Source organism: Paraburkholderia sp. ZP32-5 (assembly GCF_021390495.1).
GTDB lineage: Bacteria > Pseudomonadota > Gammaproteobacteria > Burkholderiales > Burkholderiaceae > Paraburkholderia.
The window spans coordinates 3,818,562-3,834,132 of sequence record NZ_JAJEJP010000001.1; the positions used below are offsets into that span (position 1 = coordinate 3,818,562).

General features: G+C 64.7%; 14 protein-coding genes. 3 read left to right on the forward strand and 11 right to left on the reverse strand.

All coding sequences use genetic code 11. The features are described from left to right. Window positions 1–24: 24 nt before the first annotated feature. The 7 genes from L0U82_RS16610 to pilM all read right to left on the reverse strand — a co-directional run bounded on the left by L0U82_RS16610 (window position 25) and on the right by pilM (window position 7,543). A complete protein-coding gene (locus L0U82_RS16610) occupies window positions 25–1,320 on the reverse strand; it encodes a deoxyguanosinetriphosphate triphosphohydrolase (protein WP_442793623.1) in 1,296 nt (431 codons plus the stop codon). Between the two features lie 72 nt (window positions 1,321–1,392). Then, window positions 1,393–2,478 carry a 3-dehydroquinate synthase gene (gene aroB, locus L0U82_RS16615; protein ID WP_233832375.1) on the reverse strand — a complete coding sequence of 362 codons (1,086 nt, stop codon included), beginning with the start codon at window positions 2,476–2,478 and terminating at the stop codon, window positions 1,393–1,395. Then, a complete protein-coding gene (locus L0U82_RS16620) occupies window positions 2,478–3,029 on the reverse strand; it encodes a shikimate kinase (protein WP_233833309.1) in 552 nt (183 codons plus the stop codon). Before L0U82_RS16620 ends, aroB begins: the two co-directional genes overlap by 1 nt. 122 nt (window positions 3,030–3,151) lie before the next feature. Continuing rightward, window positions 3,152–4,915, reverse strand: coding sequence for a type IV pilus secretin PilQ (locus L0U82_RS16625; protein ID WP_233832377.1), 1,764 nt, complete (start codon window positions 4,913–4,915; stop codon window positions 3,152–3,154). After that, entirely contained in the window at window positions 4,912–5,835 is a 924-nt protein-coding gene (locus L0U82_RS16630) for a hypothetical protein (RefSeq protein WP_233832378.1), read from the reverse strand. Before L0U82_RS16630 ends, L0U82_RS16625 begins: the two co-directional genes overlap by 4 nt. Further along, window positions 5,832–6,482: a fimbrial assembly protein gene (locus L0U82_RS16635; RefSeq protein WP_233832380.1), complete on the reverse strand. Its 651-nt coding sequence runs from the start codon at window positions 6,480–6,482 to the stop codon at window positions 5,832–5,834. Before L0U82_RS16635 ends, L0U82_RS16630 begins: the two co-directional genes overlap by 4 nt. Before the next feature lie 65 nt (window positions 6,483–6,547). Beyond that, window positions 6,548–7,543 carry a pilus assembly protein PilM gene (gene pilM / locus L0U82_RS16640; protein ID WP_233832381.1) on the reverse strand — a complete coding sequence of 332 codons (996 nt, stop codon included), beginning with the start codon at window positions 7,541–7,543 and terminating at the stop codon, window positions 6,548–6,550. Window positions 7,544–7,817: 274 nt separating this feature from the next. On the opposite strand from pilM, the gene L0U82_RS16645 reads away from it, so the two are divergent. Further along, on the forward strand, window positions 7,818–10,220 hold the full coding sequence (locus tag L0U82_RS16645) for a penicillin-binding protein 1A (protein WP_233832383.1): 2,403 nt from the start codon (window positions 7,818–7,820) through the stop codon (window positions 10,218–10,220). Between the two features lie 149 nt (window positions 10,221–10,369). On the opposite strand, the gene cyaY is transcribed toward L0U82_RS16645, so the two are convergent. Beyond that, window positions 10,370–10,690 (reverse strand): iron donor protein CyaY, encoded by a 321-nt coding sequence (gene cyaY, locus L0U82_RS16650; protein WP_233832385.1) that lies wholly within the window; start codon window positions 10,688–10,690, stop codon window positions 10,370–10,372. A 35-nt stretch (window positions 10,691–10,725) separates the two neighbouring features. Here cyaY and lptM point away from each other — a divergent pair, with 35 nt between their 5' ends. Beyond that, window positions 10,726–11,070: an LPS translocon maturation chaperone LptM gene (lptM, locus tag L0U82_RS16655; protein WP_233832386.1), complete on the forward strand. Its 345-nt coding sequence runs from the start codon at window positions 10,726–10,728 to the stop codon at window positions 11,068–11,070. A 9-nt stretch (window positions 11,071–11,079) separates the two neighbouring features. Next, window positions 11,080–12,342 (forward strand): diaminopimelate decarboxylase, encoded by a 1,263-nt coding sequence (gene lysA, locus L0U82_RS16660; protein WP_233832388.1) that lies wholly within the window; start codon window positions 11,080–11,082, stop codon window positions 12,340–12,342. Window positions 12,343–12,456: 114 nt separating this feature from the next. Here the strand turns inward: lysA and msrQ are convergent, their stop codons facing one another. The 3 genes from msrQ to ccsB all read right to left on the reverse strand — a co-directional run bounded on the left by msrQ (window position 12,457) and on the right by ccsB (window position 15,568). Beyond that, window positions 12,457–13,149: a protein-methionine-sulfoxide reductase heme-binding subunit MsrQ gene (msrQ, locus tag L0U82_RS16665; RefSeq protein ID WP_233832389.1), complete on the reverse strand. Its 693-nt coding sequence runs from the start codon at window positions 13,147–13,149 to the stop codon at window positions 12,457–12,459. 9 nt (window positions 13,150–13,158) lie between these two features. Beyond that, window positions 13,159–14,154, reverse strand: coding sequence for a protein-methionine-sulfoxide reductase catalytic subunit MsrP (gene msrP / locus L0U82_RS16670; RefSeq protein WP_233832390.1), 996 nt, complete (start codon window positions 14,152–14,154; stop codon window positions 13,159–13,161). Between the two features lie 193 nt (window positions 14,155–14,347). Beyond that, window positions 14,348–15,568, reverse strand: a complete 1,221-nt coding sequence (gene ccsB, locus L0U82_RS16675; RefSeq protein WP_233832392.1) for a c-type cytochrome biogenesis protein CcsB — start codon at window positions 15,566–15,568, stop codon at window positions 14,348–14,350. Window positions 15,569–15,571: the final 3 nt, after the last annotated feature.

A 15,571-nucleotide genomic window follows, 5' to 3' on the forward strand; every position in this document is an offset into this window, starting at 1 on the left:
GTGCACGGCCCAATTCGCCGCAGTCTAGTTATCGTCGATCACGAACAATCGCTGATATTCCTTCACTGCATAGCGATCTGTCATGCCCGCGATGTAATGCGCGATCAGACGCGGTTGCCGCGTTGCATCGGCGGATTGGTACGCTGGCGGCAGCAGTCGCGGATCATCGGTGAACGCATCGAACAGGCCGACCACGACGCGGCGCGCCTTGTTCGCCATACGCATCACCCGATAGTGGCGATACAGGTTTTTGAACAGAAAGCGCTTGAGCACCGTCGCCTGCGCGGCAACGATGTCGCTGTGCGCGACGAGCGGAGGCGCGGCGCGCACGTCGTCGAGCGAGGACGGCGCGTAGCGGACCAGATTGGCGCGCGTCGTCTCGATCAGATCGACGATCAACGTATTGATGATGCGCCGCACCGTCTCGTGGATCAGTCGTCGCCCTTCGATCTGCGGGAAGTCGCCGCGCGCGGCCTCGTATTGCGTCTGCCAGAGTTCGACTTCAGCGAGTTGCTCGATCGTCAGCAGGCCGGAGCGTAGGCCGTCGTCGACATCGTGATTGTTATACGCGATCTCGTCGGCGACATTCGCGATCTGCGCTTCGAGCGACGGCTGCCGCCCTTCGAGAAAGCGCTCGCCGAGCGTACCCAGGCGCCGCGCGTTTTCTCGCGAGCAATGCTTGAGGATACCCTCGCGCGTTTCGAAGCAGAGATTCAGCCCATTGAACGCGCCGTAGTGCTCTTCGAGTTCGTCGACGACCGCGAGGCTCTGCAGGTTGTGTTCGAAGCCGCCATGCTCGCGCATGCATTCGTTCAGCGCATCCTGACCGGCATGGCCGAATGGCGTATGGCCGAGATCGTGCGCCAGCGAAATCGCCTCGACCAGATCTTCGTTGACCCGCAAATTGCGAGCCACCGAGCGCGCGATCTGCGCGACTTCGAGACTGTGAGTGAGACGCGTGCGAAACAGGTCGCCCTCGTGATTGACGAACACCTGCGTTTTGTACTCGAGCCGGCGGAATGCGGTGGAGTGGACGATGCGGTCGCGGTCACGCTGAAATTCGGTGCGCGCGGTCGGCGCGGATTCCGGATAGCGGCGTCCGCGCGAGCCGGTCGAATGCGCTGCGTACGGCGCGAGATGCACTTCGAGTGCTTGCAGGGTCGGCGCCGAGACGGCTGGCGTGTCGCCGGCACCGGCGGCGATGGTGGTGCCGCTCGCCGCGTCATTCGATGCGCTATTCGCCGCTCCGTGCTTAGCGCCATTGGCGGCGCCGCGCGCCGCCGGGTTTTGCTTGAGGTCGTCGCTGCGCCTGTCGGTCACCGGGTTCTCCGAAACATGGGCGGCGCCTCCTGACACGGATGCGCGGCGCGTGGCTGCCAGCCCGCGACATATCTAGACGGCGGCGGCCAGCGTCGCATGCACCTCGGCGTCGGGCGCCCGGGTGATCAGCGTCTCACCGAAACGCTTCAGCAGAATGAATTTGATCGCGCCAGCTTCCGCTTTCTTGTCGATCTGCATCAGTTCGACATAGCGGTCCGCGCCGAGGGTCGGCGCGCGCGTGGGCAAATGCGCGGCGACGATGACGTCGACGAGACGCTTGCGCGACGCGTCGTCGAGATGGCCGAGGCGCACCGACAGATCCGCCGCCATCACCATCCCGCAGCCGACCGCTTCGCCGTGCAGCCACTCGCCGTAGCCGAGCCCGGCTTCGATCGCGTGACCGAACGTATGGCCGAAATTGAGGATCGCGCGCAGCCCGCCTTCGCGCTCGTCCTGCGCGACTACCGATGCCTTGATCTCGCACGAACGCTTGACCGCCTCGGCAAGCGCCGCCGGCTCACAGCGATTCAGCGCTTCGATATTGGCTTCGATCCAGCTGAAGAAACCGGCATCGGCAATCGCGCCGGTCTTGATGACCTCGGCGACGCCCGCCGCCAGTTCGCGCGGCGGCAGCGTGCGCAGCGCGCCGATATCGGCGATCACGGCTTGCGGCTGGTAGAACGCGCCGATCATGTTCTTGCCGAGCGGATGGTTGATGCCGGTCTTGCCGCCCACCGACGAATCCACCTGCGACAGCAGCGTGGTCGGCACCTGGATGAACGGCACGCCACGCATGTAGCAGGCCGCGGCAAAACCGGTCATGTCGCCGATCACGCCGCCGCCGAGCGCGATCAGCGTGGTCTTGCGATCCGCGCGCGAGCCGAGCAGCGCGTCGAAGATCAGATTCAGCGTTTCGAGATTCTTGTACGCCTCGCCATCCGGCAGAACGACAGTGGACACCTGCTTGTTCAGCGGCGCGAGCGCCGCGCGCAGCGTGTCGCCATACAGCGGATCGACGGTGGTGTTGGTAACGATCGTGACCGAGTTGCCGGCGATATGCGGCGCGAACAACGCGGTCTGGCCGATCAGGTCGGCACCGATATGGATGGGGTAGGCGCGTTCGCCCAGTTCGACATTGACGGTAATCATACGGTCCATTATGGCGCAGGATGTTTGGCGACGCCGGCCATCTCGAGCTGCATCAGAACCATGTTGACGAGTCCGTTGACCGAAGGCCGGCCGGTTTCGATCACGAAATGCGCGCATTCGCGGTACAGCGGGTCGCGCACTTCATACAGCGCTTCGAGACGCGCTTTCGGGTCTTCAGTCTGCAGCAGCGGGCGATTCTTGTCGCGCCGCGTGCGCAGCCACAGGTCGTGCGGATTGGCGCGCAGATAGATCACGAGGCCCCGGCCGTTCAGCGCCGCGCGGTTTTCCGGCCGTAGTATCGCGCCGCCGCCGGTCGCGAGCACGATGTTGTCGCGGCCGGTCAGCTCGTCGATCACGCCGGCCTCGCGCTCGCGAAAACCCGCCTCGCCCTCCAGCTCGAAGATCGTCGGAATGCGTGCGCCGGTGCGCGCCTCGATTTCATGGTCGGAATCGAAGAACGGGCGCTCCAGACGGCGCGCAACCGCCCGACCCACAGTGGTTTTCCCTGCCCCCATGAGCCCTACGAAAAAAACATTGGCGTGTGCGTCCCGCGCTTGCAACGGTGTCCTCTGGCTAATCCGGTGTAGTTCGTGCCGCAGCTTACTGGCAAAGCGGCTGCCTTGTCGAGCCTGCGCGCGCCTGGCGAGCCCGCGCCGCCGGCGCATCACGGCGGCAGCGTACCCTAATTTTCGGCGGCGATTTCCTGCACGACTCGCGGCGTGATGAAAACCGCCAGTTCGCTGCGCTGGTCGCGATGCGCCCGATTGCGGAACAGTGCGCCCAGCACCGGGATTCGTCCGAGCAATGGCACCCGCTCCACGTCATCCCGGTCGTCGGTCGCGTAAATTCCGCCGATCGACACCGTACCACCATCCTCGACCTCGACGCGCGTTTGCACGTGCTTGGTGTTGATCGCGGGCCCGGCGTCGGTCTGCTCGCCGACGCTGTCTTTCGCGACATCGAGATCCAGCACCACGCGGCCGTCCGGCATGATCTGCGGCTCGACCTCCAGTTTGAGCGTGGCGCGGCGAAACTGCACGCCGGATACGCCCTGCCCGACCTTGGCCTGATACGGCAGCTCGCTGCCCTGCTCGACGACCGCTTTCATCCGATCCGCGGTGACGACGCGCGGGCTGGAGACGATTTTCCCATGCCCCTCGGCCTCCAGCGCGGAAAGCTCGATATTCAGCAGCCGCGTCGCATGGGCCGCGAACAGCGTGAGGCCAGCGGTCGCGGCCTCGAAACCCGAGATCGGCCGCGCCGACAGATCGTAGACGGTGCCGTCCGCGCCGCCGTTGAGGCCCCTGCTCGTGCCGTCCGGGTTCGTGCCCGCGAGCGACAGCCGCACGCCGAGATTGCGCGAAAAACCATACTCGCCTTCGACGATGCGCGCCTCGATCAGCACCTGGCGGGTCGGCCGGTCGACGGCGGCGATCAGTGCCGCAATCTGTTCGAGACGCCCCGCCAGGTCGGTGACGAACAGCAGATTGGTCCGCGGATCGGCAGTCACGGCGCCGCGTTTGGACAGCACGCGCTGGGTACCGGAGCCCGTCAGCAGGCGCCGCACATCCTCGGCGTGTGCGTAGTGCAGCTGGATCGTGCGGCTCGCGAGCGGTTCGAGGTCCGCGGAGCGCGCGTGCGCGGCGAAGCGCTGCCGCTCGCGCGCGGCCAGTTCCGCGGCCGGCGCGACCCAGATCACGTTGCCGTGGCGCTCCATCGACAGATTGTTGACGTCGAGCAGCGTGTCGAACGCGGTACGCCAGGGCACCTTGTCGAGCCGCAGCGAAACGGCTCCGCGCACCTTGTCGCTCGCGACGATGTTGAGCCCGGTGAACTCGGCGAACGACTTGAGTACAGCGCTCAGTTCGGCGTGCTGGAAGTTGAGCGAGATCGGTTTGTTGTCGTCGGCGGCGTCGGTGGCATCGTCTTGCCGCGCGCTACTCAGGCGCGTGGGCGGTGGTAACGGCACGGGCGGGCCTTCGAGCGTGTTGGCGTCGGCGCTGTCGTCGCGGGTCGGCGCTGCGGCCTGTTTCGGCGGCGTTGCGGCGGTGCCGTCGACATCGTCCGTAGCGGCATCGGGCGCGGTGGCCGACGATGACGAAACCACCGCGGCTGCATCCGGGTCCTGCATGTCGCTTTGCACAGAGTCTTGCACCGCGTCTTGTGGCTCGTTTTGCGTTAACTGATAGCGAAACGGGTTTGGCACACTCGCGAGACCGCCGCGCGGCAGCGGCTCTGCCTCAAACGCGGCTTCGGCGATCGCAGTGCGATCCTCCGTCGGCATATACGCCGGCAGTGGCGGCCGCAACGGCGGCGTCGAAGCCCGCGCGATACCGGCGCCAACAGCCACGCTGATGCAGACGCCGACACCAAAGCCGACCCAGCGCACCACACCACCCCAGATGCGAAATACCGCCGCGCTCCATCGCTTCATCGAACTCGTCATGAAGCCTCCGACAATGTCAGCGTGCGCGTCGCGCCACCGTTGGCGAGCGTGATACCGAGTTCATCCAGTTGCGTGACCCGCTCGACGCCCAACTGCGCGCCGGCCGCGACCGTGGCCGCGCCGTCCGGTGTGTCGAGCAAGGCAAGGCCGCGCGTACGATCAAACAGCACGCCGACGAGCCGCCATTGCACCGCGTCGGCCGGCTCAGCGCTGGCCGACAGCCGCGGCTGCGAGAACGGATCGAAGAACACGATCTCCTCATCGTCATCTTCGTCGAGGCTCGCGTCGTCGGACGCATGTACAGCATCGGCGGCAGGCGCGGGGCGCAACGCATCGAACACGCGCAGCGTCGCGCCGATCGACAGCGCCGCGCCGTCCTGCTTGACGGTCACATCGACGGGAACCATCAGCACCGGCAAATGCGAAAGCCCATTGAAGAACGCCATCAGGTGAACGAAATCCGTGCGCGCCGTGAGCTGCAACGACCGCATGCGCTCGATACCCTCGCCGTTCGTCGGACCCGGCTCGACCGCGAGCAGCGCGACACCGTTCTCGGCGGCCAGTTCGGAGACGCTGCGCACGTCATCAGCCGAACTCCACGGCGTGATAGCGGCACGCACCGCCGGCATCTCGTCGGCTATCCGGCGCAGCGACGGCAATTGCGCAAGCGCGCGCCGCGTTTCATCGAGACGCTGTGTGCTGGCTGTCAGCGCCACGCGGCTTGCCTCCAGCCCGCACAGATCGGCGGTGATCCAGCCGTACGCGCCAAGCACGAACACCAGCGTGGCAATCAGCGCCGCCACCACCCGGCGGCGGCGCCGGCTCCACGCGTCGAGCGGCACACGTAGGTGTCTAAGCCATTGCGAAAGGCTGGCGGCCCCAGACATCGCGCCGCCCACTTCAAAGAACGTCGTACTCATTTTGTCCCTCCCGATGATTCGGACTTCGCGATACGCGCCGCCGCGGTACCGGTGACGCGTGCGGCTTTGGACGGCGGATCGCCCCAGCGCAGGCGCGCATTGAACTCGACCAGCGCGCTTACCGCCTTATCCGCCTGCGCGCTGCCATGTACCGGCGGCCGTTGCAGGTTGCGCACTTCCACTCCCTTCACACCGCGCACAGCGCTGAGCCGCTCGAGCCACTCGGCCGATGTCAGATCGCTGTTCGACGTGGCGAGCAACTCGGTCTCATATTCGCGCTGGCGCAATTGCCGCAACACGACGCCGTCACCGGGCTCGAAGCTGAGCGCTTCGAGCAGATCGAGCAGGTGCGCGAGCGGTTCCGACAGGCTGGTCGCGCGCGCCGCGTTTGCGCGCGACTCGTCCCGCGCGCGCAGCAGTTTCGTGTGCTCCGCGAGCGGCGCGTCGAGTTGCGCAAGCGCCTGTTCGGCCGATGCGCGACGAGCATCGAGCCGCGCCGTTTCGAATGCCTGCCAGCCGGCGAGCGCGAGCACGCCGGTCGCGCCCACGCACGCGGCCACGGCCCAGTCGCGCAGACAGCGCCGCCGTGCGAGCCGCGCATTGCGCTGCCGGTAAGGCAGCAGATTGAAGCCGCCGAGCCACGGCATGACGACGCGTTCGTTGCTCCCTGGCGGATGCACCGTCCGCCCAAACGAAAACGAAAGAGCGCGCATCATTCGATCACCCCGCGCAGCGCCAGCCCGAACGCGACCGCGCTGGCCGGCTGATGCAGCAGTTCGTGATCGATCGGCCGCACGCATGTGCTGAGCAGCCCGCACTCGAATGGCAACACCGAGCAGCCCAGCACGTCGCCGATGTCCGCGAGCGAAAAGCCCGCGCCGTCGAGCAGATCGATTTCTCCGCTGACCAGCGCGCAGTCGAACCGAGGTCCATGCGTCAGATCGCGCAGCGCATCGGCGAGATCGGTGTGCTCGGGCGCCGGATAATGCATGTCGCCATCGATCACGCCATTGGCCATGCGCCAGCCGTGCACGCCGTCCGTGCCGATCCACAACGCTACGTACGGCTCGCACGGATCGAGTTCATGGTTCGCCGCGTAACGCATCGCGCGCAGTGCCGCATGCGGCTCGCCATCGACCGCGCTCAACGAAATGCCCGCGCTCGCCGCGCATTCGATACGCGCTTCGAGATGCTGACGCGCCATCGCGGTGATCTTCACCGCACGCACGGGTGCGGGCCGCTCGTCGACGGCCCAGTCGGCTGCGAGCGCGTGACGCTCGAGCCCGGCAATGCGCTCCGCCTCGGCCATCACGGCCGGCGCGAGTCCGGCCAGCGCGGGGCCGCCATCGTGCTGCTCGCATTGGCTCTGCGCCGCGAGCCGCGCGAGCGGCACCGTGGTCGTCATCGTGATCGACGCGGGTACGGCCATCGCGCATTGCAGCGCCTGCGCGACACACACACGCGGCATGCCGGCAAACGCATCGCGCAACGCTCGCGCGACCGCCTGGCGGTCGGTGATCTCGGTGCCCGCCATCGCGCTGGCGGCGAGCGGCACCGTGTTCATGTATTCGAGATGCAGTGAGCTGCGTGCGCGCGAACGCTGACTCAGCACGATCAGCCGTACGTTTTGCGAACTAATGTCGATGCCGGCGGCGAAGCGCTGGCCGCCCGATTGCACCGCCTGAAGCCACGAATTTCCAAATGCCATACACCCTCCCTCTGACTCACGCGACGAACCATTCGAACGCGAGCAATGAGGGATCATTGTGGACAGACACGGCGCCGCGCGACACTCAGCCAAATGGCCAGGATTGACGCCAAAGCGCCCCGCGCGACATCAAACGGACTACAGTGAAGTCGTTGCCGCGCGATGCGATTCGCGCGCGCAGTCCGCATCGCGACGAACACGCATCCGCCGTAAGCAGGTCGAAAGCTGACGGACGGCGCGGCTATAATCGCGGGACTGCTTTTCCGGTATTCCTATGCAATCCACGTCTCCTACGTCCCCGCCGCCCGCGCCGAAAAAGCGCAAACGCCTGTTGTGGCAAAAGCTCGTGCTCGGCTTCGTCGGGCTGATCGTGGCGGGCATCGTAAGCGTGGCGCTGCTCGTCGGCTACGCGCTCGTGGTTGCGACACCGAACCTGCCTTCGCTCGATGCGCTGACCGACTATCGGCCCAAGGTGCCGCTGCGCATCTACACGGCCGACCATGTACTGATCGGTGAATTCGGCGAGGAACGGCGCGACATCGTGCGTATTCAGGACGTGCCCGACAGTCTGAAGAAAGCGATCCTCGCGATTGAAGACGCACGCTTTTACGATCACGGCGGCGTCGATCTCACCGGCATCGCGCGCGCCGGCTTCGTCGCGCTGACCAACGGCCACGCCACGCAGGGCGCGAGCACGATCACGATGCAGGTCGCGCGCAACTTCTTTCTGTCCAGCGAAAAGACCTATACGCGCAAGATCTACGAGATGCTGCTCGCGTACAAGATCGAGTCGAAGCTGACGAAGGATCAGATTCTCGAGGTGTACATGAATCAGATCTACCTCGGTCAGCGCGCGTACGGTTTCGCGAGCGCGGCACGCGTGTATTTCGGCAAGGACCTGAAGGACCTGACGCTTGCGGAATCGGCGATGCTCGCCGGTCTGCCGAAGGCGCCGTCCGCGTATAACCCGGTCGTCAATCCGAAGCGCGCGAAGGTGCGGCAGGAGTACATCCTGCAGCGCATGCTCGAACTGCACTACATCACCGAAGAGCAGTACGACGATGCACGCCGCCAGCCGCTCGTCGTCAAGGGCATGGGCAAGGAGTACAGCGTGCACGCGGAATACGTCGCCGAAATGGTGCGGCAGATGATGTACGCGCAGTATCGCGAAGAGGCTTATACGCTCGGTTTGAACGTCGTGACCACGATCGATTCGGCGGATCAGGACGTTGCCTATCGCGCGCTGCGCAAGGGACTGATGGACTACGAGCGGCGGCATGGCTATCGCGGGCCGGAGGCGTTCATCGATCTGCCATCCGATGCGCAGGATCGCGAGCAGGCGATCGACGACGCGCTGCTCGAACATCCGGACAACGGCGAAATCATCGCGGCCGTCGTCACAGCGGCGAACCCGAAGCAGGTACAGGCGACGTTCATCGACGGCAATGTCGCGACGATTCAGGGCAATGGCTTGCGCTACGCGCAGTCGGCGCTGAGCGGACGCGCGCAGCCGAATCAGCGCATCCGTCCCGGTGCGATCGTGCGCCTCGTGAAAAACGACGACGGCGACTGGTCGATCACGCAATTGCCGCAGGTGGAAGGCGCGTTTATTTCGGTGGTCCCGCAGGACGGCGCGATTCGCGCACTGGTCGGCGGCTTCGATTTCAACAAGAACAAGTTCAATCACGTGACCCAGGCGTGGCGCCAGCCGGGCTCGAGCTTCAAGCCGTTCATCTATTCGGCGTCGCTCGAAAAAGGCCTCGGACCCGCGACGATCATCAACGACGCGCCGCTCTTTTTCAGCGCCGCCGAAACCGGCGGTCAGCCATGGGAGCCAAAAAACTACGGTGGCGGCTTCGATGGTCCGATGACGATGCGCACCGCGCTGCAGAAGTCGAAGAACCTCGTGTCGATCCGCATCCTGAACCAGATCGGCACGAAATACGCGCAGCAGTACATCACGCGCTTCGGCTTCGACGCGGACCGCCACCCCGCCTATCTGCCGATGGCGCTCGGTGCCGGTCTCGTCACACCGTTGCAGATGGCGGGCGCGTTCTCGGTCTTCGCGAACGGCGGCTACCGGATCAATCCGTATCTGATCGCCGAAGTCACCGATCCGCGCGGCGCCGTCGTCGCGCACGTGCAGCCGCTCGTCGCCGGACAAAGTGCACCGCATGCGATCGAACCGCGCAACGCGTACATCATGAACAGCCTGTTGCAAAGCGTCGCGCAACGCGGCACCGGCGCGAAGTCCAACTCGCTCAAGCGCACCGATCTCGGCGGCAAAACCGGCACGACCAACGACTCGCGCGATGCCTGGTTCGCCGGCTATCAGCACACGCTCACCGCGATCGCGTGGATCGGCTACGACAATCCGCGCAGCCTCGGCGACAAGGAAACCGGCGGCGGTCTCGCATTGCCGGTATGGATCGAGTACATGGGGTACGCGTTGAAGGGCGTGCCCGAGTACAAGATGCCGATGCCCGACGGCATAGTCGAACTGGGCTCGGAACTGTATTTCGAGGACTTCACGCCGGGGCACGGTTTTGTCGCGACGGTCGGCGTGAGTCAGGCCACGCTCGACGCCGAGGCTGCGAGCGCCGCTTCGGCCGCGGCGCCGGAACAGGTCGGCGAGCAGGAACGGCAAGACATCATGAATCTGTTCCGGGGCCACTGAAGCCGCGTAGCTGTGCACGGAAGCGTACGCGTGAGTGTCGCGCCAATCGCGCCAGAAATGCAAAACCGCCGCGTTCCCGAGTTGGGCACGCGGCGGTTCTGTTTTGAGACTGCGATCTGCGCTGCGCGCTGGCCGCGCTCACGCGTCGCTTACTGCGCGGTAATCCGCACCGGCTCGCCAGCCTGCTCGCTCGCGTATTGCGATAGCGCCGCGAAAAACTCCGTGCCGCTGCGCGTGTCGCGCCATTCGCCGTCGATGAAACGGAAGTGGAAACCGCCTGCTTTCGCCGCAATCCAGATCTCGCTCATCGGCGGCTGAAGGTTGACGATGATCTTCGTGCGGTTCTCGAATTCGAGCGTCAGAACATTGCCGCTGCGCTCGAGTTCGATGTCGGCAGCGGTGTCGTCGACTGCGCTCTCGATGGCGGTCAGCACGGCTTCCGCACGGGTCAGGTAATCACTATCGGACATGCTAAACTCCATCGATTATTTATTCAGGGACAGTCATGCGAGTCGTAACTCGGATGCGCGCGGCGGCACCCGGCCGCGCGATTGTAGCGGTTTTAGCCATTTTCGCAGGTTGCGCGCTCGCCGGTTGCGGTCAACGCGGCGCGCTTTATCTGCCGACTGTACCGCCGCTGCCTGCCCCGCCGGCTCATCGCACGCAAACGCCAACACCGGATCAAACTCAACCGGCCGCGGGCAATTCCACCGATACAGGCTCGATTCCGGACACGTCAGGTACGCCGCTGTCACTCGCGCCCGAAGAGCAACTCGCCACGCCGCCCGCTTCGAATGCATCCGGCCCGTCGGCACCGCTGCCCGCCTCCGCCGCTCCTTCCGTTCAATAAGACTTTCGCATGACTCGATCCGCATTTGACTACGTCGACGGCGTATTGCACGCCGAAGACGTGTCCGCCGTTTCTCTCGCCGAACAGTTCGGCACGCCGCTCTACGTCTATTCGCGCGCCGCGCTCACTGCCGCCTGGAACGCGTACGCGGGTGCCTGCGCCGGCCGTCGCGCAAGCGTGCACGTCGCCGTGAAAGCCAACAGCAATCTCGCGGTGCTGAACGTGTTCGCGCGATTGGGCGCGGGCTTCGACATCGTGTCGGGCGGCGAACTCGCGCGCGTGCTCGCGGCGGGCGGCAAAGCGGAAAACACCGTGTTTTCAGGTGTCGGCAAGCATGTGAACGAAATGCGTGAAGCGCTCGCGGCCGGCGTCAAGTGCTTCAACGTGGAGTCGATTCCCGAACTCGATCGCCTCAATGCGGTCGCCGGCGAAATGGGCAAGAAGGCGCCGGTATCGCTGCGTGTGAACCCCGATGTCGACGCAAAGACGCACCCGTACATTTCCACCGGTCTGAAGTCGAACAAGTTCGGCGTCGCCTTCGAAGATGCGCGCGCGACGTATCAGGCAGCTGCGGCGATGACGAATCTCGAAGTGGTCGGCATCGACTGCCATATCGGCTCGCAGATCACCGACGTCGCGCCCTATCTCGATGCGATCGACAAAGTGCTGGAGCTGGTCGAACAGATCGAGCAGGACGGCATGACGATTCGCCATGTCGATGTCGGCGGCGGTCTCGGCATTACCTACGATGACGAAACGCCGCCGGAAATCGGCGCGTTCGTGCGTACCGTACTCGATCGCATCGAAGCACGCGGTCACGGTCATCGCGAAGTGTATTTCGAGCCGGGCCGTTCGCTGGTCGGCAATGCGGGCGTGCTGCTCACGCGTGTCGAATTCCTGAAGCCCGGCGAGGAAAAGAACTTTGCGATCGTCGATGCGGCGATGACCGATCTCGCACGCCCCGCGATGTACGACGCGTATCACGCGATCGAACCGGTCGTGAAGCGCGACGTGCCGGCGCATGTGTACGACGTGGTTGGCCCGGTCTGCGAAAGCGGCGACTGGCTCGGCCGCGAACGGCTGCTTGCGGTCGAGGCGGACGATCTGCTCGCGATCCGCTCGGCCGGCGCCTATGGCTTCGTGATGAGCTCGAACTACAACACCCGGCCGCGCGCGGCGGAGGTGATGGTGGATGGTACACAGGCGTATGTGGTCCGCGCGCGTGAAGAGGTACAGCAGCTATTTGCGGGTGAAACGATTCTGCCGACGTAAACGTCACCCCCGACGCCGCACACCAGCGTGTGACCTGACGATATGAAAAAGGCGATGCCACCGCGGCATCGCCTTTTTGCTATTGGAGCACCAACAAGCGGGCGCAACTCACCATCATCGTCGACGCGCGTTCGCACTCCGTTCGCGCAACCATACGATCAGGCGCCATCCGAGCAACGCGATCATGATCGCGCCGTAGATCTTTGGCAGCAGCAGGTCGTGCTTGCCTGCCTTCATCCACCAGAAATGCAGGATCGCGAGAGCACCAATCGGATAGATCGCGCGATGCAGCGTCTGCCAGCGGCGGCCAAGCTTGCGCACCATCGCGCGCGGCGACGTGACGGCAAGTGCGATCAGCAGCACGAACGCCGCGAAGCCGACGGTGATGAAGGGCCGCTTGCCGATGTCCTTCAGAATCTCCGCTAGATCGAACCACTTGTCGAACCACAGATAAGTGGTGAAATGCAGCGCCGCATAGAAGAACGTATAGAGGCCGAGCATGCGCCGAAACCGCACGAACGCCGCGATACCGGTGAGGCGGCGCAGCGGCGTCACGGCCAGCGTGATGCACAGGAACACGAGCGTCCATAGGCCCGTCGAGCGCGTGATGAACTCGATCGGATTCGCGCCGAGCCGGTCGGTGATGCCGAACAGCACGATGCGCGCGAGCGGATACAGCGCCGCGATGAATACCGCCACTTTGACCGGCACGACCCAACGCGCGCCGCCGGCGGGCCGCCGCGCGCTCGCCGATGAAGCGCGCGCGGGATTCACGCGCGGGGTGGCCGATTGCATATCGGAAGCCATCGTCGTGCCTCAGAAGTTCTTCTTCAGGTCCATGCCCTGGTACAGCGACGCAACCTGGTCACCATAGCCATTGAACATCAGCGTCTTGCGCTTCGGCGTGAAGAAACCGTCTTCGCCGATGCGCCGCTCGGTTGCCTGGCTCCAGCGCGGATGATCGACGTTCGGATTCACGTTCGAGTAGAAGCCGTATTCGTTCGCCGCATAGGTGTTCCAGCTGGTCGGCGGCTGCTTTTCGACGAAGCGGATTTTCACCAGCGACTTCGCACTCTTGAAGCCGTACTTCCACGGCACCACGACGCGCACCGGCGCGCCATTCTGGTTCGGCAGCACCTGGCCGTAGAGGCCCATCGTCAGCAGCGTCAGCGGATGCATCGCTTCGTCCATCCGCAGGCCTTCGGAATAGGGCCAGTCGAGCACCGGCGTCGATAGCCCGGGCATCTGCGACGGATCGGCGAGCGTGATGAACTGCACGTACTTCGCGTTGCCGGTCGGCTCAGCGCGCTTGATCAGCTCGGACAGCGACACGCCGATCCACGGGATCACCATCGACCATCCTTCGACGCAGCGCAGCCGGTACACGCGCTCTTCGAGCGGCGCGAGCTTCAGCAGTTCGTCGATGTCATACACCTTCGGGTTCTTGATCTCGCCTTCGACACTCACCTTCCACGGGCGCGGCCGCAGCGTGCCGGCGTTCTGCGCGGGGTCGGCTTTGTCGGTGCCGAACTCGTAGAAGTTGTTGTAGGTCGTGATGTCCTTGTACGGCGTGATCTTGTCCAGCGCGACGAACTTCGCGTTCGTTTTCGCCGCCAGCTTCTGCGCCTTCGGGTCCGGCGACGTATAAGCCGCCAGTGCCTCGCCGCTCACACCGATCAGGCTGCCGAGCGCCATCGCGCCGGCCGCCTGCAGGATGCGCCGGCGGTTCTCGAAAACGTGCTGCGGCGTGATTTCGCTGCGCGCAATGTCATCGCCGATCAGTTGAATTCTGTCGCTTCGCTTGATCCACATCGTGCTGCTCCTTGCCGGCGCGCGCGTCTGGGCGCCGCGCAGGCCAATATTGATGATCGCTCGTTCCGGGGCGTCAGTCATCCGCGGGTACACAGGTAACGAACACCCTGGATGCGACGAATATTCCGGCTGCCATAAAAAAACCGCCGGTGCGGAGCATCGGCGGTTATTGGTCGGTTCAGCGCGACGAATCTTACAGCTTGCCGTAACTATGCAAGCCCGACAGGAACATGTTCACGCCAAGGAACGCGAAGGTGGTAACCAGCAGGCCGGTCAGTGCCCACCATGCGGCCACTGCGCCGCGCAGCCCCTTCATCAGACGCATATGCAGCCAGGCCGCGTAATTCAGCCACACGATCAGCGCCCAGGTTTCCTTCGGGTCCCAGCTCCAGTAGCCGCCCCACGCTTCGGCGGCCCACAGCGCGCCGAGAATCGTCGCGATCGTGAAGAACGCGAAACCCACCGCGATCGATTTGTACATCACATCGTCGAGCACTTCGAGCGCGGGCAGGCGGTCCGCCAGCACGCCGCGCTCCTTCGCCAGATACGCAACGCCAACCATCGCGGACAACGCAAAGCTGCCATAGCCGATGAAGTTCGCTGGCACGTGGATCTTCATCCACCAGCTTTGCAGCGCCGGCACCAGCGGCTGGATCTGCTGCGCATCGCGCGCGACCGAGTACCACATCAGGAAGCCGACGGCCGCGGCGATCACCAGCAGCACGAACGCGCCGAGCGCGCGCGTGTTGTAGTGCTGCTCGTAGTACAGATAGAACAGCGCGGTGATCAGGCTGAACAGCACGAACACTTCATACAGATTCGAGATCGGAATATGGCCGACATCGGCGCCGATCAGGTACGACTCGTACCAGCGCACCATCAGGCCGACGAAGCCCATCAGCACCGCGGCCCACGTCATCTTCGAACCGATCGCGGCGCCAGTCGGCGAACGCGACAGCAGCGCGATCCAGTAGAACCCGGTCGCGAATACGAACAGCGCGCTCATCCACAGGATCGCGGACTGACTGGACAGGAAGTATTTGAGGAAGAACGCGTTGTCGGCACGGCTCAGATCGCCGTGGTAGATCTGGATCGCCAGCAGCGACAGTGCGGCGATGCCCACCATCAGCGGGCGCACAGGCTTCCAGCGCCAGCCGAGCGTGACGAAAACCGGTACCGCGCACACCAGTACCAGCTTGTCGTAGTAGTTCATGAACGGGTAGTAGCGCGCCAGCGCGAACCCGGCGCCCCCCACGAGCAGCAGGGCGAACACCCAGTCGACGATGCCGAGCCGTTTCAGAAACGGCCGTTCGTCGTAGGGCAGAAGTTCGGGCATGCCGCCCGCGAATGCCTTGTCGGTACGCCGGGCAGGCGAAGAAGGCGAAGGGGATGAGGAAACCTGAGTCAAGTCCATGAT

Excerpts from the sequence above, each read along its gene's own strand:
- L0U82_RS16630 (WP_233832378.1), bottom strand. The coding sequence starts at position 5,835 with ATGAGTACGACGTTCTTTGAAGTGGGCGGCGCGATGTCTGGGGCCGCC.
- L0U82_RS16645 (WP_233832383.1), top strand. The coding sequence starts at position 7,818 with ATGCAATCCACGTCTCCTACGTCCCCGCCGCCCGCGCCGAAAAAGCGC.
- lptM (WP_233832386.1), top strand. The coding sequence starts at position 10,726 with ATGCGAGTCGTAACTCGGATGCGCGCGGCGGCACCCGGCCGCGCGATT.
- L0U82_RS16635 (WP_233832380.1), bottom strand. The coding sequence starts at position 6,482 with ATGCCGTGGCTCGGCGGCTTCAATCTGCTGCCTTACCGGCAGCGCAAT.
- msrP (WP_233832390.1), bottom strand. The coding sequence starts at position 14,154 with ATGTGGATCAAGCGAAGCGACAGAATTCAACTGATCGGCGATGACATT.
- aroB (WP_233832375.1), bottom strand. The coding sequence starts at position 2,478 with ATGGACCGTATGATTACCGTCAATGTCGAACTGGGCGAACGCGCCTAC.
- ccsB (WP_233832392.1), bottom strand. The coding sequence starts at position 15,568 with ATGGACTTGACTCAGGTTTCCTCATCCCCTTCGCCTTCTTCGCCTGCC.
- pilM (WP_233832381.1), bottom strand. The coding sequence starts at position 7,543 with ATGGCATTTGGAAATTCGTGGCTTCAGGCGGTGCAATCGGGCGGCCAG.
- L0U82_RS16625 (WP_233832377.1), bottom strand. The coding sequence starts at position 4,915 with ATGACGAGTTCGATGAAGCGATGGAGCGCGGCGGTATTTCGCATCTGG.
- lysA (WP_233832388.1), top strand. The coding sequence starts at position 11,080 with ATGACTCGATCCGCATTTGACTACGTCGACGGCGTATTGCACGCCGAA.
- cyaY (WP_233832385.1), bottom strand. The coding sequence starts at position 10,690 with ATGTCCGATAGTGATTACCTGACCCGTGCGGAAGCCGTGCTGACCGCC.
- msrQ (WP_233832389.1), bottom strand. The coding sequence starts at position 13,149 with ATGGCTTCCGATATGCAATCGGCCACCCCGCGCGTGAATCCCGCGCGC.